Origin of the sequence: Paenibacillus xylanexedens (assembly GCF_007676705.1) — a bacterium.
Lineage (GTDB): Bacteria > Bacillota > Bacilli > Paenibacillales > Paenibacillaceae > Paenibacillus > Paenibacillus xylanexedens_C.
This window is the reverse complement of sequence record NZ_VEBF01000001.1, coordinates 1,739,007-1,761,843: the sequence shown is the minus strand read 5'-3', so window position 1 is coordinate 1,761,843 and position 22,837 is coordinate 1,739,007. Positions and strand designations below refer to the sequence as shown.

At 47.0% G+C, this 22,837-nt stretch carries 13 protein-coding genes; 11 read left to right on the top strand and 2 right to left on the bottom strand.

Annotated features, from left to right (window positions below):
* The first annotated feature begins 33 nt into the window (after positions 1–33).
* The 6 genes from nikC (at position 34) to FS628_RS07975 (ending at position 9,681) form a co-directional block, all read left to right on the top strand.
* On the top strand, positions 34–933 hold the full coding sequence (gene nikC / locus FS628_RS08000; RefSeq protein WP_145320618.1) for a nickel transporter permease: 900 nt from the start codon (positions 34–36) through the stop codon (positions 931–933).
* Between the two features lie 723 nt (positions 934–1,656).
* Positions 1,657–3,537, top strand: a complete 1,881-nt coding sequence (htpG, locus tag FS628_RS07995) for a molecular chaperone HtpG (RefSeq protein WP_145320616.1) — start codon at positions 1,657–1,659, stop codon at positions 3,535–3,537.
* Between the two features lie 611 nt (positions 3,538–4,148).
* Positions 4,149–5,564 (top strand): deoxyguanosinetriphosphate triphosphohydrolase family protein, encoded by a 1,416-nt coding sequence (locus tag FS628_RS07990; RefSeq protein WP_145320614.1) that lies wholly within the window; start codon positions 4,149–4,151, stop codon positions 5,562–5,564.
* Positions 5,565–5,585: 21 nt separating this feature from the next.
* On the top strand, positions 5,586–6,611 hold the full coding sequence (locus FS628_RS07985) for an MsnO8 family LLM class oxidoreductase (RefSeq protein ID WP_440131251.1): 1,026 nt from the start codon (positions 5,586–5,588) through the stop codon (positions 6,609–6,611).
* A gap of 290 nt (positions 6,612–6,901) precedes the next feature.
* Positions 6,902–8,614 carry a HAMP domain-containing methyl-accepting chemotaxis protein gene (locus FS628_RS07980; protein ID WP_145320612.1) on the top strand — a complete coding sequence of 571 codons (1,713 nt, stop codon included), beginning with the start codon at positions 6,902–6,904 and terminating at the stop codon, positions 8,612–8,614.
* Between the two features lie 176 nt (positions 8,615–8,790).
* Positions 8,791–9,681 (top strand): TRM11 family SAM-dependent methyltransferase, encoded by an 891-nt coding sequence (locus FS628_RS07975; RefSeq protein ID WP_440131267.1) that lies wholly within the window; start codon positions 8,791–8,793, stop codon positions 9,679–9,681.
* Between the two features lie 126 nt (positions 9,682–9,807).
* Here the strand turns inward: FS628_RS07975 and FS628_RS07970 are convergent, their stop codons facing one another.
* Positions 9,808–10,764 (bottom strand): D-2-hydroxyacid dehydrogenase, encoded by a 957-nt coding sequence (locus FS628_RS07970; protein ID WP_145320608.1) that lies wholly within the window; start codon positions 10,762–10,764, stop codon positions 9,808–9,810.
* A gap of 208 nt (positions 10,765–10,972) precedes the next feature.
* On the opposite strand from FS628_RS07970, the gene thpR reads away from it, so the two are divergent.
* Positions 10,973–11,575 (top strand): RNA 2',3'-cyclic phosphodiesterase, encoded by a 603-nt coding sequence (gene thpR, locus FS628_RS07965; RefSeq protein ID WP_145320606.1) that lies wholly within the window; start codon positions 10,973–10,975, stop codon positions 11,573–11,575.
* A 130-nt stretch (positions 11,576–11,705) separates the two neighbouring features.
* Complete coding sequence (locus tag FS628_RS07960) at positions 11,706–12,563, top strand: cell wall hydrolase (protein WP_145320604.1); 858 nt, start codon at positions 11,706–11,708, stop codon at positions 12,561–12,563.
* Between the two features lie 275 nt (positions 12,564–12,838).
* Here the strand turns inward: FS628_RS07960 and FS628_RS07955 are convergent, their stop codons facing one another.
* A complete protein-coding gene (locus tag FS628_RS07955) occupies positions 12,839–14,053 on the bottom strand; it encodes an MGDG synthase family glycosyltransferase (RefSeq protein WP_145320602.1) in 1,215 nt (404 codons plus the stop codon).
* 380 nt (positions 14,054–14,433) lie between these two features.
* On the opposite strand from FS628_RS07955, the gene FS628_RS07950 reads away from it, so the two are divergent.
* From FS628_RS07950 to gltB, 3 genes are all read left to right on the top strand, one after another.
* Positions 14,434–15,015 carry a TetR/AcrR family transcriptional regulator gene (locus FS628_RS07950; RefSeq protein ID WP_145320600.1) on the top strand — a complete coding sequence of 194 codons (582 nt, stop codon included), beginning with the start codon at positions 14,434–14,436 and terminating at the stop codon, positions 15,013–15,015.
* Positions 15,016–15,221: 206 nt separating this feature from the next.
* Positions 15,222–17,504 carry a YhgE/Pip domain-containing protein gene (locus FS628_RS07945; RefSeq protein ID WP_145320598.1) on the top strand — a complete coding sequence of 761 codons (2,283 nt, stop codon included), beginning with the start codon at positions 15,222–15,224 and terminating at the stop codon, positions 17,502–17,504.
* Positions 17,505–18,177: 673 nt separating this feature from the next.
* Positions 18,178–22,776, top strand: a complete 4,599-nt coding sequence (gltB, locus tag FS628_RS07940) for a glutamate synthase large subunit (RefSeq protein WP_145320596.1) — start codon at positions 18,178–18,180, stop codon at positions 22,774–22,776.
* Positions 22,777–22,837 lie beyond the last annotated feature (61 nt).

The window sequence follows — 22,837 nt, the reverse complement described above, 5'->3', positions numbered from 1 at the left end:
TCATTCATTCATATCCAAGAAAGGAGACGCCGCATGGCCAAATTATCGACCAATACCGGACCATACATTGATGCTGCAGCAGCGAGCAAATCCGGTCCATGGCGGGAAGTGTGGAGAACGTTTCGGAAAAATCGGCTTGCGCTTGCGGGCTTGATTATCATTGTATTTTTCATCCTCTTAGCCTTCCTGGCGCCATACATCGCTCCTTACGATTACAAGGAACAGGTGCTGGTGGATCGGCTCCAGGCCCCTTCGGCAGAGCATTGGTTTGGTACCGATGATCTGGGACGTGATGTGTTTTCCAGAGTGCTCCATGGGGCGCGTATTTCCTTGTGGGTCGGCTTCTTCTCCGTCATTGGTTCCATTATCGCGGGCACGTTGCTTGGTCTGATTGCCGGATTTTATGGCAAATGGGCGGACATGCTCATCTCTCGTCTATTTGATATCTTGCTCGCCTTTCCGGGGATATTACTGGCCATCGCCATTGTAGCGATATTAGGCCCGTCGTTGCAAAATGCACTGCTCGCCATCGCCATCGTGAACATCCCGACCTACGGAAGATTGGTGCGTTCACGGGTACTCAGCTTGAGACAGGAGGAATTCATTACGTCGGCGCGGACACTTGGAGCGGGCAACGGGCGAATCTTGTTTCGTCACATTTTGCCCAATAGCCTTACTCCGCTGATCGTGCAAGGTACACTCGGGATTGGTACGGCGATCATCGAGGCCGCTGCACTCGGATTTCTAGGCATGGGTGCGCAACCACCCGACCCGGAATGGGGTAAAATGTTGTCGGACTCCCGTCAGTTTATACAAAAAGCACCCTGGACATTGATCTTCCCCGGCGTTTCCATCATGTTGACCGTGCTTGGCTTCAACCTAATGGGTGATGGACTGCGCGATACCCTTGATCCGAAAATGGCGAAAAAGTAAAAATTTCTAACCCTAACCGTAAGTATCTTTCCCCGTGCCGGTTCGAACTTTGGTTCGAGTCGGCTTTTGTATTGCCTGCGGGATTACGTTAAAATGATTGGTGATGTGCAAAAGTTGAAGGGTTATTCGATCTTTTTGTTAAAATAACCGCCTTCGTATTGACACCCAATTTTCCCATATGTTATATAAAAGGAAGGGTTTAGCACTCCGATCATTAGAGTGCTAACAAATGATGTTTTACTACACGACTACATATGGAATGATTCTGTTTTTGATAAGTAGGTAAAGTTCACCTTGGGATATGACATGCGTGTGAAGTGGCTAGAAAAGTTTTTCTGAAATCGAAATGCGTCCCTAACGTTTTTCCATTTGTAAATGTCTCGCATCATTAAGTTGTTTGTTGGAACACTTCGGTAGTGAAGGGGACGGAATCGATTCTGAAGAAGCGAAGCGTTCGCCTTTATTTCCGAATTTCTCCCTTTTTAAAGGGAATCAAAGAAATTTGGGAATAACAGCGATCAAAAGAACGATCCGTAACCGGAACGGCCATTAGATAGCAAAAATAACTGAGGTGCTGAGTTCTGAAATAGGGATTTAAAAATGATGAGAACAATTTGATTGGAATATTTTCTAGCGTAACATTGTGCATGTGAGTTCAGAGGTTTGCTTCCTATTGTTCAACTGAATCATTCGATATCCAATTTGAAAGGAGTCCAACCACTCATGGCTAAGAAAGAATTCCAGGCAGAATCCAAACGTTTGCTGGATATGATGATCAATTCCATTTACACCCAAAGAGAAATCTTTTTGAGAGAATTGATCTCCAACTCCAGTGACGCCATTGATAAAATTTATTACAGAGCACTTACGGACGAGGCGCTCGTTTTCAACAAAGAGGACTACTTCATCAAGCTCACGATCGACAAAGAAAACCGCACGCTCACACTGACGGATACCGGAATCGGGATGACGCAGGAAGAGCTGGAGAACAATCTGGGGGTTATCGCGAAGAGTGGTTCCCTGGCATTCAAGAAGGAAAATGAAGCCAAAGACGGCCACAACATCATCGGACAATTCGGGGTTGGTTTCTACTCAGCATTTATGGTGGCGGACAAGCTGACCGTAACGAGTAAAACGCTGGGCAGCGACGAGGCTTGGAAATGGGAGTCCGAAGGTGCGGATGGTTACACAATCACGCCAGCTGAGAAAGATTCCGTAGGTACAGAGATCGTCCTGACAATTAAAGAAAATACCGAAGAAGATTCGTACGACGAATTTTTGGAAGAGTACCGCCTGAGATCCATCATCAAGAAATACTCCGACTTCATTCGCTACCCGATCAAGATGGATGTAACGGGTCAACGTCCGAAAGAGGGCACAGAGAACGAGTTCGAAGAGTACCAAGAAGAACAAACCGTGAACAGCATGGTGCCGATCTGGCGTAAAAATAAAAGCGAATTGACTGAAGAAGATTACACTAACTTCTATATGGAAAAACGCTACGGTTTTGACAAACCGCTCAAACACCTGCACATCAGCGCAGATGGCGCAGTAGTTTACAATGCAATCCTGTTTATCCCGGAGAACACGCCGTTTGACTACTACACAAAAGAGTATGAAAAAGGCCTTGAACTCTACTCCAACGGTGTATTGATCATGGATAAATGCGGGGATCTGTTGCCAGATTACTTCGGATTTGTTAAAGGTATGGTGGATTCCGAAGATCTGTCCCTGAACATCTCCCGTGAGATGTTGCAACATGACCGTCAGCTGAGCCTGATCGCGAAGAACATCAAGAACAAAATTAAGAGCCAACTGCAAAGCCTGCTGAAGGACGAGCGTGAGAACTACGAGAAGTTCTACCAAGCGTTTGGCCGTCAGTTGAAATATGGTGTATACAGCGACTATGGTGTGAACAAGGATACATTGCAGGATCTGCTGTTGTTCACGTCTTCCAAAGAGAACAAGCTGGTGAGTCTGGACGAATACGTCTCCAGAATGCCGGAAGATCAGAAGTACATCTACTATGCATCCGGTGAGTCAATCAGCCGTATTGAGAAGCTGCCACAGATCGAGGGTGTTCTTGAGAAAGGGTACGAAGTATTGTACTTTACCGATGACATCGACGAGTTTGCAATCAAGATGATCACGAACTACAAGGAGAAAGAATTCAAATCTATCTCCAGTGGTGACTTGGGTATCGAAGATAGCACGGATAAAGAAGAAACGGACGCTCAGGACAACGACAACAAAGAGTTGTTTGAAGCGATGCAAGCTCAATTGGCAGGTAAAGTCAAAGCAGTTAAAGCTTCCAAACGTCTCAGAAGCCACCCGGTATGTTTGTCCACCGAAGGTGAGCTGACGATTGAAATGGAGAAAATCCTGAAGGCTATGCCGAACAGTGAAAATGTACAGGCTGATAAAGTGCTGGAAATCAACGTGAATCACGATGTCTTCAAATCACTGCAAGATGCTTTCGCACAGGATCAGGAAAAGCTGAACCTTTACACAAGCCTGCTGTACCATCAAGCATTGCTGATTGAGGGATTGCCAATTCAGGATCCAGTAGAGTTCACCAACGATATCTGCAAGGTAATGGTGTAACATCGTTGCACCGACTATCTCCATTCCGACAGGGCATCTCCGTCCTGTCGGTTTTTTTGTTTTTTACCCATACCGGGCAGGGTGTGGGGGAGGCAGACTATCATTGTAGTGATGGATGATATTATTATTAGTTGAACTTGATCTTCACTCGATTTGCGAGAGAAATGATGAATAACATTATTGTATTTAAAAGACAGCAAAAGTAGTGAAGGGAACGGAATCGATTCTGAAGAAGCGAAGCGTTCGCCTAAAAGCTTTCTGTAAGAAAGCTGCATCGGAAGCATACGCTATTCCCGAATTTCTCCCTTTTTAAAGGGGATCAAAGAAATTTGGGAATAACAGCGATCAAAAGAACGATCCGTAACCGGAAAGGCCACGCAAGCTGTATAAATCACTTCTTTCATCATTAGTCACAATAGTGTAATTCAATATTAATCATTATCATTTAGATGCACGGATGATAGTCTGGCAGGGTATAATAAGAGAAGATGACTGTTCATCACAAGTTGATGTAAGAAGAGATGACAATCACAGACAGGTTTTACTTTTCGAAACCACAGATGTTGTGTATAATCACTCAAAATAGAGACAGTCGGCTAGGAGTGATCCCCATGCAATGGAACGATCTGAGAGAACATAGACAATATCCCGAACTAACCAAATTGGATGGATCTCGTGCAGCGTACGAACGGGACTATTCCAGACTCATTCATTCACCGACCTTCCGTCGGTTACAAGGTAAATCGCAGGTGTTTGGCGCGGGAACGGGCGATTATTATCGTACTCGCTTAACCCATTCCCTGGAGGTAGCACAGATTGCACGAGAGGCGGCCCGAAGCCTGATTCGTCGCTTTCCCGAGGTAGACTGGGACCGGGCGGACAGCCCCGGCCTCATTATTGATTCAGAAGTGGTGGAGTGCGCTGCAATCGCACATGACTTCGGTCACCCGCCTTTTGGACATAAAGGTGAAGAAGTGCTGGATGGTATTCTGGATGACCTGATCAACACCGAGACGAAGAAAATCATGAAGAAAAGTCGCGGCGCCAAAGTTCCCAAGGCGGAATCCGAGGTGCGTGCAGGGCTTAAGCGAAAATACGAGCATTTTGAAGGCAATGCGCACAACTTCCGTCTCATTATGCACTTGGAAAAACGTGAAGATATCGACGGGCTGAACCTGTCTGATGCAGTATTGCTGGGAATTAACAAATATCCGTACCCTGGCACGGAGAGCAAGAAAGGCATGTATCATCATGAATGGCAATATATCCGTGAGATCCGTGATCGCTGGAACGTACCGGCAGGCAAGAAGACGCTGGAAGCGCAGCTGATGGACCTTTGCGACGATATTGCGTACTCCTCTCATGACCTGGAGGATGGCATCAAAGCAGGCAAAATCGAGGTACATGAGCATTTCCTGCAAGATCCGCATGTCAATCGACTGATTGTGGATAAGATTACAACGCTGGAGGATATGTTCTGGAACGGATGGACCCGAGAAGCCATTGGGCAAAAGGTAGAAGAGGTGCTCGCTTCGTTCCTGCGCATCTGGAATGAGAAGATGCCGTTCTGTGAGCATGATTACTCGCGTACCCGCCGTGAGGTGAAAGCCTACTGGGTGAGCTTTTTTGTAGGCAGTTTGGGCGTTATTGATGATGGCGACTGGAAGAAGGTAACCTTTGTCCGTGAAGGGGCTGAAGACCTCGACATGCTGCGTACGGTAAGTGTGCTCAAGAGCTTTGCCTGGGTGACCATGATTCGAGATCTGCGTGTGCTGCGTCTTCAGAAGCGTAGCGAGTGGATGATTAAACGATTATGGGATGCATTCCTCGATCCGGAAACGTCCAAATCCATTATTCCATCCGACTGGCTACAGCGGTATGAGAAGGATCAAGCCAAAGCCCAGCCGATCTGGACTTGGGAACACATGGTGATTGATTATATCGCAGGAATGACGGATGCATTTGCCGAGAAAATATACAATGAACTCTACGGTCTGAAGGTGGGTTCCATCTACGATCTGGATTAGAATTCATCGAGACAAAGGGAGATGAGACGCTTGGCTACCAAAATGAGTGAGAAGTTCAATCTGGGCGTACTTGACCTTGTTCCAAGGTTAAACGATGCCACAGCGGAACAGGCTCTTCAGCAATCGGTGATACTTGCTCAGTGTGCTGAGGCGTGGGGATACAGCCGATACTGGACGTCAGAGCACCATGATATGGCTGAACTGGCATCCGCATCTCCCGAAGTGTTACTTTCCCATATCGGAGCAAGGACGACAACGATTCAACTTGGCTCTGGCGCGGTCCTGTTGCCGCATTACAGCCCGCTGAAGGTGGCAGAATCCTTCCGTCTGCTTGCTGCGCTCTATCCAGGGCGCATAGAACTGGGGCTCGGACGAGCTCCAGGAGGTGGACCACATGCCACGATGGCACTCAGTGGCAATTACTTGCAGCATGTGTCCAAGCTGCCTGAATCGCTCGCAGCATTGACGGAACTGCTTGAAGACCGATACACCTACGAGGAACATCCCGTGACAGCTCGTCCGATACCCGAGCTCCCGTTATCGCTCTGGATGCTGGGGACCAACGTGAAGAGCGCAGAATTTGCGGCACGGTTTGGGATGGGTTATGTTTTTGGTCAATTCATGAGTGATGCCGATGGTACAGAGGCTGTAAGGCGGTACCGGGAAGGTTTCATCCCCAGTGCAACCATGAAGGAGCCTGAGGTTATGGTGGCCGTTAGTGTATTGTGTGCCAAGTCAGAGGCGGATGCTCTGGCTTGGAGTCGTGATATGGCGGAGAGACGCAAGGCGGATGGAAAAGAACATTCGACCGAGCCGAATCCCAGCGCGGACTCGGTCTCACGCACGAAGGATTCAGCTAGTTCTGATCATCTTAAGGAAGCGGCGCGGCACTATGCAGGCACACCTGAGCAAGTATGGAGTCAATTGCAACAAGTGAGTCAAAGACTGGATACGGAACGGTTGCTTCTCGTTACGGCGGGACCAGACTATGAGCGCAGGCTGGACTCTTATCAATTGCTGGCTGAGTATGAAACAGCAATTGTGTAGTAGCTTATTACGTTAGGATGCCTACGCCTGCCTGCTGAAATCTAAACAAACCGAAGAGCTGCAAAACGGGATTTTGCCGTATGCTGCAGCTCTTTTTGTAATTTGCTAAAATTCAACAATCTTTTACAAAACAAAGCATCTTAATAACAAAATAATGTTATAATACTTTACGTCTATTTTCCTATCGATATAATATAGATAAGTGCTTTTGGCAAGAGGTCAAAAGAAGGGGAAAACAATGACAAAACACCTGAATTCGGGATGGCCGAAGAGGTCAAGGGGGAAATCATATGTTCAGCAGATTCAAGATCAAAAGTATCGGTCTGCGTATCAGCATCGCGTTCTACTTGTTAATCCTCTGTTTAATTCTTTTAAGTGTTACAATTGTCACCCGGATGAATTCAATAGAATCCAACACCAATGAAATTACTACCAATTGGATGCCCTCAATCCAGCAAATTAATCGGTTGAACTATACCACAGAGCACGTTCTTTCGCTAAGTTATCGTCATTTTGACGCGGATGAAACGGACAAGGCATCCTTGTCAGAAGAGCGTACCAAGTATATTCGTGAAACGACGCAGGCGATTAAAATCTATGACCAGCAGAAGAAGTCTCCAGATGAGCTCGAACACTGGACTGCGTTCAAGAATAAATGGGCAGCGTATCTCAAGATTAACACGCAATCGATCAAGCTGAGCGATGAGGGGCAGGCACAGCTGGCGAAGGAAGTGGCTGAAAAAGGGGCTGATTCCTTTGACGCCATGCAAGTCGATCTGGATTATCTTGTGGAATACAATCAGGAACAGTCCAATCTTGCTTCCGCCCAAACGATCAGATCTGTGCAGGATGGCAGATTGTTCATCATCTTCGGTGTTCTGGTCATGATTATCATTACAGCGATCAGCATTCCTGTTATTCGTTCACAGGTCGTGAAACCGCTGTTGCGTGTTATCAGTGCGGTGAAACTGATTGCAGAAGGCCAATTGAACGTTCAAGACATACATACCAAACATGAGGATGAAGTCGGTGTTCTGGCCAAAGCAGTGAATGATATGAAAGGTAACCTGACTTCCATGGTGCTCAATGTCAGACGAATTGCGGAAGATGTCAATCGTCAGAGCGGGGAACTTGCGATCTCCTCCGAAGAAGTTAAGATTGGCAGTCGCCAAATCGCTGTAACGATGGAAGAGTCAGCCAAGGCTGCAGAGAGCCAAGCAGAGACAGCCGTGGAATCGGCCCGTACTGTTGAAGGCCTGAATGATCACATTCAGAAGCATACGGAACAAGGCAGCCAGTTGCGCGTCATGTCGGATCTTGTGCTGGAGCAAGGGTTGAATGGTCGCAAGGCGATGGAACAGTCGGTGCAGCAGATGCAACAGATTGCCGGTTCGGTCTCGGCTTCCATGAACAAGATGGAGCAGTTGAATCGTAAAAATGAAGATATTTCCAAGCTGGTGCAGGTCATTCATGACATTGCACGCCAAACGAATCTGCTGGCATTGAATGCCTCCATTGAGGCAGCGCGTGCGGGAGAGAGTGGACGCGGCTTCGCCGTAGTGGCATCAGAAGTCCGGAAGTTATCTGAGGCTGTACAGACCTCGGTGGAAGAGATTACGACGATTACCGAGGATATTCAGCAGGATTCACAAGGGGTGGTTGCAGAATTACGCACGGGCGTTCAGGAGACCGAACTGGGTCAGGAACATGTGCTTGCTTCAGGTCAACTGTTCCGTACGATTAATGAATCGGTGGAAGGCATGGTTAGTGTCATCAATACCATGACGGATGGTCTCGCAGGCATGCAGGAAGCAAGTGGACGCATGAATGATTTCAGTCAGCAGATTTCCGCTGTTTCAGAACAATCGGCAGCCAGTGTGGAGGAAGTTTCCGCATCGGCGGAGGAGCAGGTAAGTTCCATGGAAACGATTAGCGGCAACATTCAAAGCCTGAAAGAATTATCGGAAGATCTGCTTACATCCATTGAAAAATTAAAAATATAACCTTCTTCTTATAATAGAAGAAACTGGACTCACACAGGCAGCGATTGGTGGGAAATTAGCATGAGTTTTGAAGGAAGGGGAGGAGAATTTTGCCTGATGAATCACCTGATACTCACCCTACTTACGGCATCCACCTCTACACCTTTGCTTGCCACGAGAACGAACGCGAATTATGCATGCTGGAGCTGAACACACTGCTCGAACCGAGTTCAGAGATCCGTACAGACGGGAGTTCATATGTATGGTCTGATATAAATATACCGCCAGGACGAAGTCCGTTTATTCATGGCAGACTGGATGTGATCGGTGAAGGAGACACAGTGAAAGATCTGCTTCCTTTTGCCAAGGACATCCAGCTATTGCCAGAAGAGACCTTTAAGGTGGTATGTCTGAAAGAAGGGGATCATGCACCTGATTATGCGCAGTCTCGTCAATTGGAAAAAGAAGTTGGCATGTGTATTAAAGGCAAGGCACAGATGAAACAGCCTAAGGTGACTTTCGGCCTAATCCGAACAGGAGAAAAATGGATCTTGGGCCAGTGGACAGAAGCAGATCGATCTTGGCAAATTCACCGGCAGAAACCGCAAAACTACTCGACCGGATTCGGTATTACGCTGGCCAGAGCGCTGGTTAATATTGCTGTCCCGAGGATAGAAAACCATCGGTTACTGGATCCGTGCTGTGGTATGGGGACGGTTGTTATTGAGGCTTTATCGATGGGAATTGATGCAAAAGGTAACGATCTGAATCCGCTGGCTGTCCGAGGTGCACGTATTAATCTGCCGCATTATGGATATGATTCGGATCGAATCACACTGGGAGATATGAATGAACTGGAAGGTTTGTATGATGCAGTAATTCTGGACATGCCCTATAACCTGTGTTCTGTACTTCCTGATGATGAGCAACGAGCCATGCTGGCAAGCTTGCGCAGATTGGCAAATCGGGCAGTTGTTGTTTCCACAGAGTGGGTGGAAGAGCACTTGCTGGAAGCAGGCTGGGTAGTAAAAGAGTATCGAACAGTACAAAAAGGCACGTTTATACGTCATATTTGGTTATGTATGTAAGCGAAGATAACAAAAAAACTCCAATCTGGAAGGAATTACACTTTCCGGAGATGGAGTTTTTTGCTTTTTATTTGGAATCATAGTAGATGTAATTTGCACAATATTGCATGGGAACGGGTGTTTGTGTTAGTATTTATGACTATAATCTACAAGGTTAAGCGGCAGGGTGTCGCCAGCGATGTAAGCTTCCAGATTTTTGACGAAAATATCGAGTGCTCGCTCCGTATATTGTTCCGTACTTCCTGCAATATGAGGGGTAATTAACACGTTATCCATGCCCCACAGCGGGTGGTCTGCCGGAAGGGGCTCTTCTTCGAATACATCCAGTGCAGCGAAGGCAATCTGCCCCCTTTGGAGTGCATCCAGCAATGCTTCCGTTTTCACGCTGGGGCCACGTCCCACATTGACGAAACAAGCACCAGATTTGAAATGCTGAAATGCAGTTTGATCATATATATGCTTGGTTTCATCGGTCAGCGGTAAAATGTTAATCACGTAATCTCCTTTGCTCAAGGCTTCGTGCAGACCGGTCATATCGTACATTTGATCCACGTTCGGGACATCTTTACCTGAACGGCGAACTCCGATCGTGTGCATGCCGAGTGCTTTGAGGATGCGGGCTGTTTCCGTGCCGATTTCACCCACACCAACGATGACCGCTGTTTTGCCATGCAGTTCCGGCAGTGGTTTGGCTGGAGTTTTCCATTCGGACTGCTGTTGATGCAACATGGCTTGTCTCAGCCAGCGACTGTGGGATAACATCATGCCCAGAATAATTTCCGTGATTGGAATCGCGTGAACCCCATTTGCACTCGTGATCTGAATGTTTTTTTGTTGCAGATCTGCGAAGGGGAGATTGTCCACACCTGCGGACCAGACTTGGACCCATTTTAACAGACTGTCCTGTTTCAATGCATGCTCAGTGACGAGTGGCGACCAGCCCAAAATAATCTCAGCCTCTTTCAATTCACTAGGGTCCAATTCCTTGGCCTTTCCGAATTTCAGGGTGTACCCCGGTGCAGCATTCTGAATGCGTTGTTGCTGTTCTTCGGATAGAGATGGAAAACATACAATTTTACCCATAATGTGTGGTCCTCCTGAGATAAATAGTTTGATGAGTTTTGATAAGTAAAGTGTATCAGATTTGATGTTGGATGTGCATTGAGGTGGAAAATGCAGGAATCTAGCCTTATTTGCAAATTCTTATCTTTGTGTCACTCTATACTTACCCAACTTGAAACGATATGTATAATTATGAAATAATAGAGCGAACTTTAGAGAGGTGTATGCAATGAATAACCAATCACATCAGGATCATGCATCCCGGCGGGAAAGACTGTTTGTAGCGATCCGTCTCCCTGCAGCTGTTCAGCAGTCTCTTCAGATGGATGCGAGGCTTGTTCAGAACAAGCTTGATTTTCGTAAATGGACAGATCATAGGGATTACCATATAACCTTGCAATTTCTGGGGGATACGTTAGTTAGTGACATCGGACACCTGCGAAAAGCATTGCGCTCAGCAACAAGCGGATTTCAGCCATTTGAACTTCAGCTTTCGAACTGGGGTACATTTGGACTTGAAGAAGCCCCTAAAGTACTTTGGAAAGGTGTTAGCGGAGAGGTAGAGCGATTGTTTTCATTGCAAAAACAAATCGTACAGGCAACTTCGACCCTTGGATATGAAGCTGAATTAAGACCTTATTCTCCCCACATTACCATCGCCAGAAAATATCTGGGCAAAGTCCCAGGTAATGAAAATAAAGGGGTGGCTAGTATGCTTCTAGAACATTCCACAGGTGCTAATTCATGGATGGTGGAGGACTTTGTGCTTTATGTGACAAGGCTGGGACAATCCCCAATGTATGAGGTCGTGGATACGTTCTCTTTTTCCTGAAAATCATTTTTATGCCATAAAATCACATTGACATTACGTTTATCCCTATGTAATATTAGCCATCGTTATTCAAATTCTTTTTTTTGGGTTACTTAGATTAGGGAATTGTTTCGACAGGAGGAATCTTCGAATGAACATTATAAGCAAGAATCGTTGGGTAGCACCGATGTTATCAGTGCTGCTTGTATGTATAGTTGGGGTGAATGTCGTTCAAGCGACGGGGAAGTGGAACGAAGCTAGTGATAGTAAACAGATGACCGAACTTGCGGCTTCTGTGCAAAATAACCAAACATCTACGCAAGAAGAGAGGCGTATGATGCAAGATGGGACAAGTCTGTCCTCTAATCTGTCTGTCCAAACCGTAACTTGGACTGAATCTTTGCCAGCGAAGAACTGGCTTACGACTGCTCAAGAGGAGCAGGAACTGCAAGAAGCCAAGGCCAAGAACAAAGCTAGAGCTGTAGCTGCGGCCAAAGCCAAAAAAGAAGCTGCACTGAAATTGGCCAAAGTGGAACGTGCCAAAGAAGTTGCTGCTGTAACAACTCCTCCCCAAAAACTATACTTTACCCGGACCAAGCTTTTGAACCAGGAAGACTCGAAACTCGCAACCTGGTCATACAGTGTGTCCGATAAAGAACTGCATCTGCTGCAAAAAATCGTCATGGCAGAGGCAGAAGGTGAACCGTACGAAGGCAAAGTGGCAGTTGCCAATGTTGTCTTAAACCGGCTGCGGTCAGCCAATTTTCCCGATACCATTTACAAGGTGATCTATCAGAAATCCCAGTTCAGTCCTGTAGCGAACGGACGTTTGAAACGTGTGGTTCCCAACGAGGACAGTATCAAAGCAGTGAATGCTGCGCTGAATGGGAAGAAGGAAGTTGCCGATGATACGTATTATTTCTTATCATTGACACTTGCCGACGATCTGACAGTTGCCCGCTCGCAGAAAAAAGTAAAAACGATCGGTCATCATACTTTTTACAAGTAATCGACCCGTAAATTCTGCAAACAGGCAGGGTAGTTAACTGTGTGTGCATCACACGGTCCTTCAAAACGCCTGAATCGTAGTTTTATTTCGTTATTTTCAAATATCGTTATACTCTAAATTACCCTTTTTTCTGCCAAATCATACGGTGGATCCAGTGAAAATAAAAGAAGGTTCCCTTCCAAAAATTCGGAAGGGAACCTTCTTTTATTATCGTGGGCACTTGTCTTGTCCCCTAGAACTCCTCATGAGAGCTGTTCTATAGGGCCATAGAGACGTCAGAATGGTATTCTGGTACCTGACAAGGATGTGGCAGCAATTCCGGCTGTGAAGCGCTCCACGGACGTTTTTGTAACTTCGGCTGTGGTCGGGAACAATAAGTCATGAACAGCCTGGGCACAACATGTCGGATCATAGACTGAACGGTTACCTGAGTTGAGCGCCACGTTCAGCGGGCTTTCAGCTTGAGCAGATGCCTGCTCACATAGTTGTCTGAAACGATTGGTGATCACATCGGCTGAGTGAATGACCTGACCATATCCGGCTTGTACAAAGTATTCACAATTCTCTTCCTCTTGACCGGCAAGTGGAGGTATGAACAACATCGGTAACCGCTTAGCCAGCGCTTCGGTGCATGTCATGCCACCAGGCTTCGTGATCAGCACATCGGATACATCCATCAGTTTGCTTACTTCCCGTGTATACCCCAGAATACGAATATTAGGGTGCTGGAAGCAAGGCATTTCCTTCATCTTCGCGATCATTTTCTCATTGCTTCCGAGACAGAACACCAATTGAACACGATCTGCCCAGGACGTGAGAGCTTTCATATGATCCTCATCAAACGAAAGCCCCCATCCACCACCCATAAGCAGCGCGGTAGGCATGTTCTGAAGCCCCATCTCTTCCCTTAGCTTCACTTTGTCTCCTGCTTCCCAGAAGTCCGGATGCACAGGGATTCCCGTGATCTGAATGTGGGATGGATCGACACCACGGATCTCAAGCAATGCTTTGACCTGAGGGGTGGAGACCAGATATTTGTTCACTTCCGGATTAATCCAGGTTCCGTGTACGTCATAATCCGTTACGACGGTATAGAGCGGAATATTCAGACCCTGGCGTTTGAGCCTGGAGATCACTGCATTCGGAAAAGGATGAGTACAGATCACCGCATCCGGTTTCAGTTGGGATACGACCTGCGCCGTCTGTGTATAGAAAATCCGGTGCAACGCCAGCTTGGTAAAGCCATTTAATGATTTGTTGTACTGTGTGCGGTACAACAGGCTGACCAGTTTGGGTTGGACCGATAGTGTCTTTCGATATGCAGAAAAAATTAGTGGAGCTACCGTTGGGTTCAAAAATTTGCCTAGTTCAATGACACGACTGTGAACATGTGGACTGACTTTTTTGATGCCATGTGCCAGCGCATGAGCGGCCTGAGTGTGACCGGTACCGAAACCTTCCGATAATAAGAGCACTCTTGGTTTTCGCATGAGTTCACCTTTATTCATAAGTTTAAATTTAAAATGAAGATATTCATCGATTATTCTGCTATAGAAAGCAATTACTACATGAATATACATTGAAGCACAGAATCATGTTTCTTCTATGAATATTTACACCATATATCTTGCGATGAGACAGCCTAACTTCATTTATATGCGTATTGTTTGAGTCATCTTACACTATAGACGACGACAGAGGGAGTTTCCACTGCATTTAGGTTAAAAAATATTAACACAATTTTTTCATTGTTAGGGTTGCAATCTTAATTCGAAGGTGGTATTGTAGGTTTTGACCGAATGACTGAATTGTATTTTTGGTCATTTATATGGAACGTTTGAACAATGAATCAGGATAAAGGAGGGATTAGATGGCTCCGATTGACAGGAGACAGCAGGTTATTCATGCAGCAGCCCAGTCGTTTGCCATGTTTGGATACAAGGCAACCACGATGGATCAGGTCGCCAAGATTGCGAACGTTGGCAAAGGAACGATCTATACATTTTTCACGAATAAAGAACAATTGTTTGATCAGATCCTGGTAGAAGTGATTCAGGAAATGAAGAACATCGCGCATCGTGAAGTACATCAGGAAAGTGCATTTTTTGATAATCTGTTTCGGGTACTGGATGAATTGTTAGAGTTCCGTCGTGATCACGATCTGTTGGTTAAGTTATCACAGGAGTTGAAGGACTTTGGAACGCTGCAGGCCAAGGAAGGTCTGGACAAAGTCGAGAAGGTTATTTCCGACTTTTTGGCTAAGGAGCTTGAGAGAGCAAAAGACAATGGAGAAATACGAGATTGTGATCCGCAAGTTGTTGCTTTTATGATGATTCGCCTGTACATTGCACTCACCTCAGACTGGAGCAAGCAACATCAACCGCTGAGCAAAGAGGAAATTAAGACGTACTTTCGCCTTTTCTTAATGGAAGGAATTGCTGCTGTAACGTAATCCGAATTTAATCTACTACAATAAAGGGTTTTTACGTGTATCAAGCAGTGAGGCTTGTCGGAAGACAGGTTGTTTTTTTGCTTTAAATTGACCGTTTGAGGAAAGTGGTCAGTTCGTGTTTCAGTATGTTTTCTGGAATGCGGCATTGTATTTCATTTAAGGTTATTCCTGCTCATAGAGCAGAGAGATTAAGGGGAGAAAATGACATGAAATCTTTATCCGTGTTTTTCAAGGATGTGGGATCGGCCGTGAGAAACCCGAAGGTGTTGATCCCTGTTATTGCAATTATGTTTATACCGATCCTGTATAGTGGCATCTATCTGGCGGCCTATTGGGACCCGTATGGTCATGTGGATGAGATGCCGGTTGCCGTTGTCAATCTGGATAAAGGCGCTGAGCTGGAGGGGAAAACACTCCATGTAGGTAGTGATCTGGTGAATGAGCTGAAGAAAAATGCAGATTTCAAATGGGATTTTGTCAGTGCCAGTCAAGCCAAAGAAGGCATGAGTAATGACAAATATTATATGCAAATTACAATTCCGGAGAACTTCTCATCCCAAGCAACAACATTGCTCGATGACAAGCCGGAGCCGGCTGATCTAATCTATGAACCCAATGGCAATTACAGCTTTGTCGGTGCACAGATCGGTAAGACTGCTATTAAGGACCTGAAAGCGAAGGTCTCGGCCAAAGTGACAGAATCCTATGCGGAGACGTTGCTCGACAAGTTCTCCGAGGTATCCGATGGTTTGGCTGAGGCAGGCGACGGAGCAGGGGAACTGAATACGGGTGCAGGCAAACTGGATGATGGTGCAGTGAAGCTCAAGGATAACCTGGCGAAGCTCGCATCCGGAACGCTTGAACTTCAGGAAGGACTTTCTCCATTAAGTGATGGCGTTAATGCATTGCATACGGGGGCGACCAAGCTTGAGAGTGGTACAACGAATCTCGTCTCCGGTCTGCAACAGCTTCAGGCAGCCGCTTCGAGCCAGCTTCAGAGCGGAGCAGATCAGTTGAAAGATGGCAGCGCCAAACTGGAAACCGGACTACAGTCCTCACTGGATGGCACAGGCAAGCTGCAGGCTGGCCTGCAATCGTCCGAACAGGGTAGCGCGAAGCTGTCTGAAGGTCTGCAAAGTGCAGTCCAGGGCAGCGGCACATTGGCAACTGGCTTGCAATCGGCCGTAGATGGCAGCAGCAAGGTTGCTGATGGTGCAAAAGGCGTAGCTGCCGGATTGAAACAGCTTGCTGAATCGAACCCGGAACTGGCCGAAAATGCTGATGTACAGAAACTGCTTGCGGCGAGTGAAGCTGTTGCCGATGGTAGTGCACAGTTGCATGAGAGCGAGCAGAAGCTGGCACAGGGTGCAGATCAGCTGCATCAGGGTAACCAGCAGCTGGCTGCGGGTGCAGCCGAGCTTCATGGAGGCCAGAAGCAACTTCTGGCTGGTGCGAACCAGCTGGTGGATGGTCAGCAGCAATTATTGGCTGGTGCCGGACAGCTTAGTCAAGGAGGAGCACAGCTCTCCGATGGTCTGAAGCAATTCAGTGGCAAACTGGGTGATGCTGCAAGTGGCGGTACATTGCTTGCGGATGGTGCCAAGCAGCTGGGCTCAGGTACAACAGCTCTGCAAACGGGTGTAGGCAAACTCAGTGGTGGTGTTCATTCACTTACCGATGGTTCCAAGCAATTGGGCGATGGTGCAGGCAAACTGGCTGACGGCCTTACCGAGTTAAAAGATGGCTCAAGTGAACTGGCAAGCAAGCTGAATGATGCCGCGCAAAAAACATCCGAAGTCAAGAAAACGGATGATGTGGTGAACATGTTCGCTGAACCTGTGAACTCTTCGGAGAACACAGCAGAGAACGTGAGCAATTATGGTACTGGATTAACACCGTTCTTCCTGTCAATCGGTCTGTTCGTGGGATCGTTGATATCGACGATTGTATTGAAAATGCGGGAAACGTCTGTACCTGGTGCAACAGGCTGGAATCGTTTTGTCAGCCGTACACTGGTATTTGGCTCCGTGAGTATTTTCCAATCGGTTATCGTGGCAAGCTTCATGTTATACGGTCTTGGACTGGAGACGCACAGCGTAGGGCTGTTCTACCTGTTCACCATTATTACAGGGCTGACCTTCATGTTGATTGTTCAGGCACTTGTGACTTGGCTGGATCTGCCTGGACGTTATGTTGTCATTCTGCTGCTGGTCTTCCAACTTGCGGCTAGTGCAGGTACTTTCCCGGTAGAACTGATTCCATCGTGGCTTCAAGCATTTAGCCCTTGGCTGCCAATGACACACAGCATTATGGGCTTCAAGGCGGTTGTATCGAGTGGCAATCTGGATGTAATGTGGCATCAGGCAGGAATTCTCAGCATATATGCTGGTGTGTCCATCGTGCTGACGCTGGCCTACTTCCTTTGGAATGGCAGACGTCCGAAAAAAGAAGCGGAACTCGCTGATTCTGGTCAAGTTGTGACAGCATAAGTCGAACCTGATCATCAGCAACGTGATATTTACGAAAAAAAACTTTATTTTCATGTAGCGAAATTATGCAATATAGTAGTCAAATAGTGCAAATAGCCTGTGGCCCTAAAAAGGGGCTGCAGGCTATTTTGTATACAAATGCATAGAGAAGTAAAGATTCGCTGGATCAAGCAGCAACAATTTGGTGGAATTATGGATAAACACAGGCCACATATGGAACGATTTTCTTCTGTCAGCAATTTAATTCAGTTGTACTCTGACTTAAAAAGTGTATAATTATTCGAAAAAGAGATGAATTTAAACGTCATTACAGTAAAGCTGTACTGCAAAACATTTCTTATCAGAGGTATTAAAAAGTTTAAATTGCGCTGATGTTAGGTCGGTGTTAAAATAATAGAACTATATCAAAAAAACGTCGCTCCATTTCAGTAGCCGTGCCAGCGGCTGCGTGTTGATTTATACATGCTGTTTGCCGGATCGTCCGGATCAGCTCATCTCATTTAATGGCTTCTGCCCAATAGCAGGCATATATTTTTGACAGTCTCATGCTGTCGCCTCTTCTATCTAGCAGGCTCTATCGCAAGCGAAAGGCCAGCTCCTCCCGTTTCATTGTTGCCTGTTGCCTATGTTCTTGATCTTTCCGAAATACTTCATTATAGAAAGGTTGCGTTCCATGAGACACATCGGATTACCTCCAAAACAGGGTCTGTATGACCCGCAGTTCGAAAAAGACGCATGCGGAATGGGTTTTGTTGCCAACATCAAAGGAGTACCTTCACACGATATCGTTAGTCAGGCACTGACCATGCTCAGTAACATGGAACACCGTGGAGGACAGGGAAGTGAACCGAATTCCGGTGACGGAGCAGGTATCCTGATTCAGATTCCACATCGCTATTTTGCACAGGAAGCGGAACGTCTTGGTTTTGCTTTGCCAGAACAGGGCTTCTATGGCGTAGGTATGTTGTTCCTTTCCCAGGACCCTGCCATTCGCAGTGCACATGAAGAGAGCCTTAAGAAGATTATTGAAGAAGAAGGACAGACTTTCTTGGGTTTCCGGGATGTTCCTACTTTTGATGAAATGCTTGGCCGTTCTGCCCTTGCAGCGAAACCTTATGTACGTCAGGTGTTCATTGGAAGATCCGCAGATGTGAAGGATGAGCTTGGATTTGAGCGTAAGCTGTATGTTATTCGCAGACGCGCTGAGCTGGCTATTCGTTATTCGGCAGATGAGGCAGAAGGCGGTTCATTCTACCTTCCGAGCTTGTCTTGTCGCAAAATTGTATATAAAGGCATGCTCACAACGGAGCAGGTCGGAGAGTTCTATCTGGATCTGCAGCAAGATCTCGTTGAATCGGCTATTGCACTTGTGCATTCCCGTTTCAGTACGAACACCTTCCCAAGCTGGGAACGTGCCCACCCGTATCGCTTCATGATCCACAACGGTGAGATCAACACGATGCGTGGTAACGTGAACTGGATGCATGCTAGGCAGTCCTTGTTCGAGAGCGAGTTGTTCGGTAACGACATCGCGAAAGTAAAACCGGTCATCAATCCGGACGGTTCGGATACAGCCATGTTCGATAACACACTGGAGTTCCTGTATCTGAGTGGACGTTCCCTGCCACACGTGGCCATGATGATGGTTCCTGAACCTTGGAGCACAGATGAGGGAATGGACCCTGCCAAAAAGGCATTTTATGAGTATCACAGCACAATGATGGAGCCTTGGGATGGACCAGCAGCAATGGCCTTTACAGATGGTTTGCAAATTGGTGCAACACTTGACCGTAATGGTTTGCGTCCAGCTCGTTATTATGTAACCAAAGATGACCGTATTATCCTGTCCTCTGAAGTTGGGGTACTGGATATCGCACCGGAAGAGATTCTCTACAAAGATCGTCTTCGTCCAGGTCGGATGTTGCTTGTGGACACACAACAAGGCCGTATCATTGCGGATGAGGAAGTAAAAGCAATTATTGCAGCCGAGAATCCGTATCAGGATTGGCTTGATGAGCATTTGATGGATCTGAGCGAGTTGCCGGAAGCACCGGAACTTCCTGATCCAAAACATGATAACGTGACCCAGCTTCAGCTGGCATATGGTTATACATTTGAGGAACTTCGTAAAATCCTGGAGCCCATGGCGACAACAGGTATGGAAGCTACGGGTTCGATGGGTTATGATGCACCACTGGCTGTGCTGTCGGATCGTCCACAGCGCCTGTACAACTACTTTAAACAGATGTTCGCCCAGGTAACCAACCCGCCGATCGATGCAATCCGTGAAGAGATTGTAACGTCTACGGCAACAACCATTGGTCCAGAGCGCAACCTGTTGAATCCTGAACCGGAGAGCTGTCGCCAGATTCGTCTGGATACACCGGTCTTGTCCAATGAAGACTTTGCGAAGATTCGTCATGTACGTCGCCCAGGCTTCCGCTCCATGACGATTCCAATCTTCTTCACCGCTGCGGAAGGAGCGGAAGGACTTCGCAAAGCGATGGAACTTCTCTTCGAAGCTGCAGACCGTGTCATCGACAAAGGTCATAACATTCTGATCCTGTCTGACCGTGGAGTGGATGCCGAGAATGCTGCGATTCCTGCGTTGCTTGCTGTAGCAGGTCTGCATCACCATCTGATTCGTCAAGGAACCCGAACAAAAGTCAGCATTATGCTCGAATCGGCAGAACCGCGTGATATTCACCACTACGCGTTGCTGCTCGGATACGGTGTAAGTGCCGTGAACCCTTATCTGGCCTTTGAAACGCTGGATGACATGATTCAGCAAGGCTTACTGCGTGGTATCTCGCATGAGAAAGCAGTGAAAAATTACATTAAAGCAGCTACCAAAGGCGTTACTAAAGTGTTGTCCAAAATGGGGATTTCTACGATTCAATCGTATCGTGGAGCTCAAATCTTCGAAGCGGTAGGTCTGAAATCAGACTTCGTTGACCGTTACTTTACCTGGACACCTTCCCGTATTGGTGGAATTGGGTTGGAAGAAGTGGCAGCCGAAGCGTTGACACATCATAACCGTGCCTTTACGGAAAAAGACGGTAACGATAAAGTATTGGATTCCGGTGGGGATTATCAATGGCGTAACGACGGAGAAGAGCATCTGTTCAATCCGCAAACCATTCATACCCTGCAACACGCAGTACGTACTGGGGATTACAAGCTGTATAAAAAATATTCCAAGCTCGTGCAAGGTGAGAATGATCAATTGTTGACCATTCGCTCCATGCTGAAGCTGAAACCGGTGGGAGCTTCCATTCCACTCGAAGAAGTTGAATCTGTAGAAGATATCATGCGTCGTTTCAAAACGGGTGCGATGTCCTTTGGTTCGATCAGTAAAGAAGCGCATGAAGATCTTGCGATTGCAATGAACCGTGTGGGTGGTAAATCCAATACGGGTGAAGGCGGAGAAGATCCGGCTCGCTTCATTAAAGATAGCAACGGGGATTCCCGTCGCAGTGCGATCAAACAGGTAGCATCCGGACGTTTCGGAGTAACATCCAACTACCTGGTTAATGCTGATGAGATTCAGATCAAAATGGCACAGGGAGCAAAACCGGGTGAAGGCGGACAGTTGCCAGGACGTAAAGTGTACCCTTGGGTTGCTGAAGTTCGTGGTTCTACACCGGGTGTAGGTCTGATCTCACCACCACCGCATCACGATATTTACTCGATTGAGGATTTGGCGGAGCTGATTTATGACTTGAAAAATGCCAATCCGCGTGCAGAGATCAATGTGAAGCTCGTATCGGAAGTTGGTGTGGGTACGATTGCGGCAGGTGTAGCCAAAGGCCGTGCTGATATTATCCTCGTCAGCGGTTATGACGGTGGTACAGGTGCATCACCGCAAGGTTCGATTCGTCACGCAGGTATGCCTTGGGAACTGGGTCTTGCAGAGACACATCAAACGTTGATGCTGAACAATCTGCGTGACCGTGTCGTTCTGGAGACAGACGGCAAAATGCTGAACGGCCGTGACCTGGCGATCGCAGCCTTGCTTGGAGCCGAAGAGTATGGTTTCTCTACAGCACCACTCGTTGCACTTGGCTGTATCATGATGCGTGTCTGTCAAATGGATACCTGTCCAGTTGGTGTAGCGACACAGAATCCGGAGTTGCGTAAAAATTACATGGGTGATCCAGCTCATGTGGTTAACTTCATGCGATTTGTCGCTGAAGATATGCGTGAGATCATGGCTGATCTTGGTTTCCGTACCATTCAGGAAATGGTCGGACGTACAGATTGCCTCGAAACGGTAGAAGCTGTAGATCACTGGAAGAAAAAAGGTGTGGATCTGTCTGTATTGCTGCACGTGCCTGAAATGCCGGAAGGCTCTGCACGTTACCGCACACAACATCAGAACCACCAATTGGAAGAAACGCTGGATATGCAGCAATTGCTGCCACTGGCACAACCTGCGATTGAATCCGGTCAACCGGTTGAAGCGGTACTTCCAATTACGAACGTTAACCGTGCAGTGGGTACCATTTTGGGTAGTGAGATCACACGCAAATATGGACTCGCAGGATTGCCTGAAGATACAGTTAAATTCAAATTTGTCGGCTCTGCCGGACAAAGCTTTGGGGCCTTTGTACCTAAAGGCATGACCTTGACCGTTGAAGGCGACTCCAATGACTATGTAGGTAAAGGACTGTCAGGAGGTAAACTGATCGTGATGCCTTCTCCGAAAGCAACATTCGAGGCGGAAGATAACATCATTATCGGTAACACGGCACTCTATGGAGCAACAAGTGGTGAAGCGTATATCCGTGGTATTGCGGGTGAGCGATTTGCTGTACGTAACTCGGGCGCCAAAGTAGTCGTTGAAGGTGTCGGCGACCATGGTTGCGAATATATGACGGGTGGACGTGTCGTTGTACTCGGCGATACAGGTCGTAACTTTGCAGCAGGGATGTCCGGAGGTATTGCCTATGTGTATGATCCGGAAGGCACATTCTTGCAACGTTGTAATCTGGAAATGGTTCTTTTGGAGCGTATCGAAGACGTAGCCGAAAGTGCAGATCTTCGAGGCATGATTCAACGTCACGTTGCCAACACAGGAAGTGCTGCCGGTCAGCGCGTTCTGGATAACTGGCAAGATGCCTTGAATCAGTTCGTTCGGGTTATTCCGAAAGACTTCAAGCGGATGACAGAACAGATTGAACGGATTCAGGCGACAGGTCTGACTGGAGAAGCAGCATTGCTCGCAGCGTTTGAAGCGAACATGCGTGAACTTGCGCGTGCGGGAGGTTAATAACTTCCTTGTTCAAGTGTAAGTGCGTGAACAGGTTGTATTAAGAATAATAGGAGCTATC

Coding starts and splice junctions, on each gene's coding strand:
- nikC (WP_145320618.1), top strand. CDS start 34: ATGGCCAAATTATCGACCAATACCGGACCATACATTGATGCTGCAGCA.
- htpG (WP_145320616.1), top strand. CDS start 1,657: ATGGCTAAGAAAGAATTCCAGGCAGAATCCAAACGTTTGCTGGATATG.
- FS628_RS07990 (WP_145320614.1), top strand. CDS start 4,149: ATGCAATGGAACGATCTGAGAGAACATAGACAATATCCCGAACTAACC.
- FS628_RS07985 (WP_440131251.1), top strand. CDS start 5,586: ATGAGACGCTTGGCTACCAAAATGAGTGAGAAGTTCAATCTGGGCGTA.
- FS628_RS07980 (WP_145320612.1), top strand. CDS start 6,902: ATGTTCAGCAGATTCAAGATCAAAAGTATCGGTCTGCGTATCAGCATC.
- FS628_RS07975 (WP_440131267.1), top strand. CDS start 8,791: ATGCTGGAGCTGAACACACTGCTCGAACCGAGTTCAGAGATCCGTACA.
- FS628_RS07970 (WP_145320608.1), bottom strand. CDS start 10,764: ATGGGTAAAATTGTATGTTTTCCATCTCTATCCGAAGAACAGCAACAA.
- thpR (WP_145320606.1), top strand. CDS start 10,973: ATGAATAACCAATCACATCAGGATCATGCATCCCGGCGGGAAAGACTG.
- FS628_RS07960 (WP_145320604.1), top strand. CDS start 11,706: ATGAACATTATAAGCAAGAATCGTTGGGTAGCACCGATGTTATCAGTG.
- FS628_RS07955 (WP_145320602.1), bottom strand. CDS start 14,053: ATGCGAAAACCAAGAGTGCTCTTATTATCGGAAGGTTTCGGTACCGGT.
- FS628_RS07950 (WP_145320600.1), top strand. CDS start 14,434: ATGGCTCCGATTGACAGGAGACAGCAGGTTATTCATGCAGCAGCCCAG.
- FS628_RS07945 (WP_145320598.1), top strand. CDS start 15,222: ATGAAATCTTTATCCGTGTTTTTCAAGGATGTGGGATCGGCCGTGAGA.
- gltB (WP_145320596.1), top strand. CDS start 18,178: ATGAGACACATCGGATTACCTCCAAAACAGGGTCTGTATGACCCGCAG.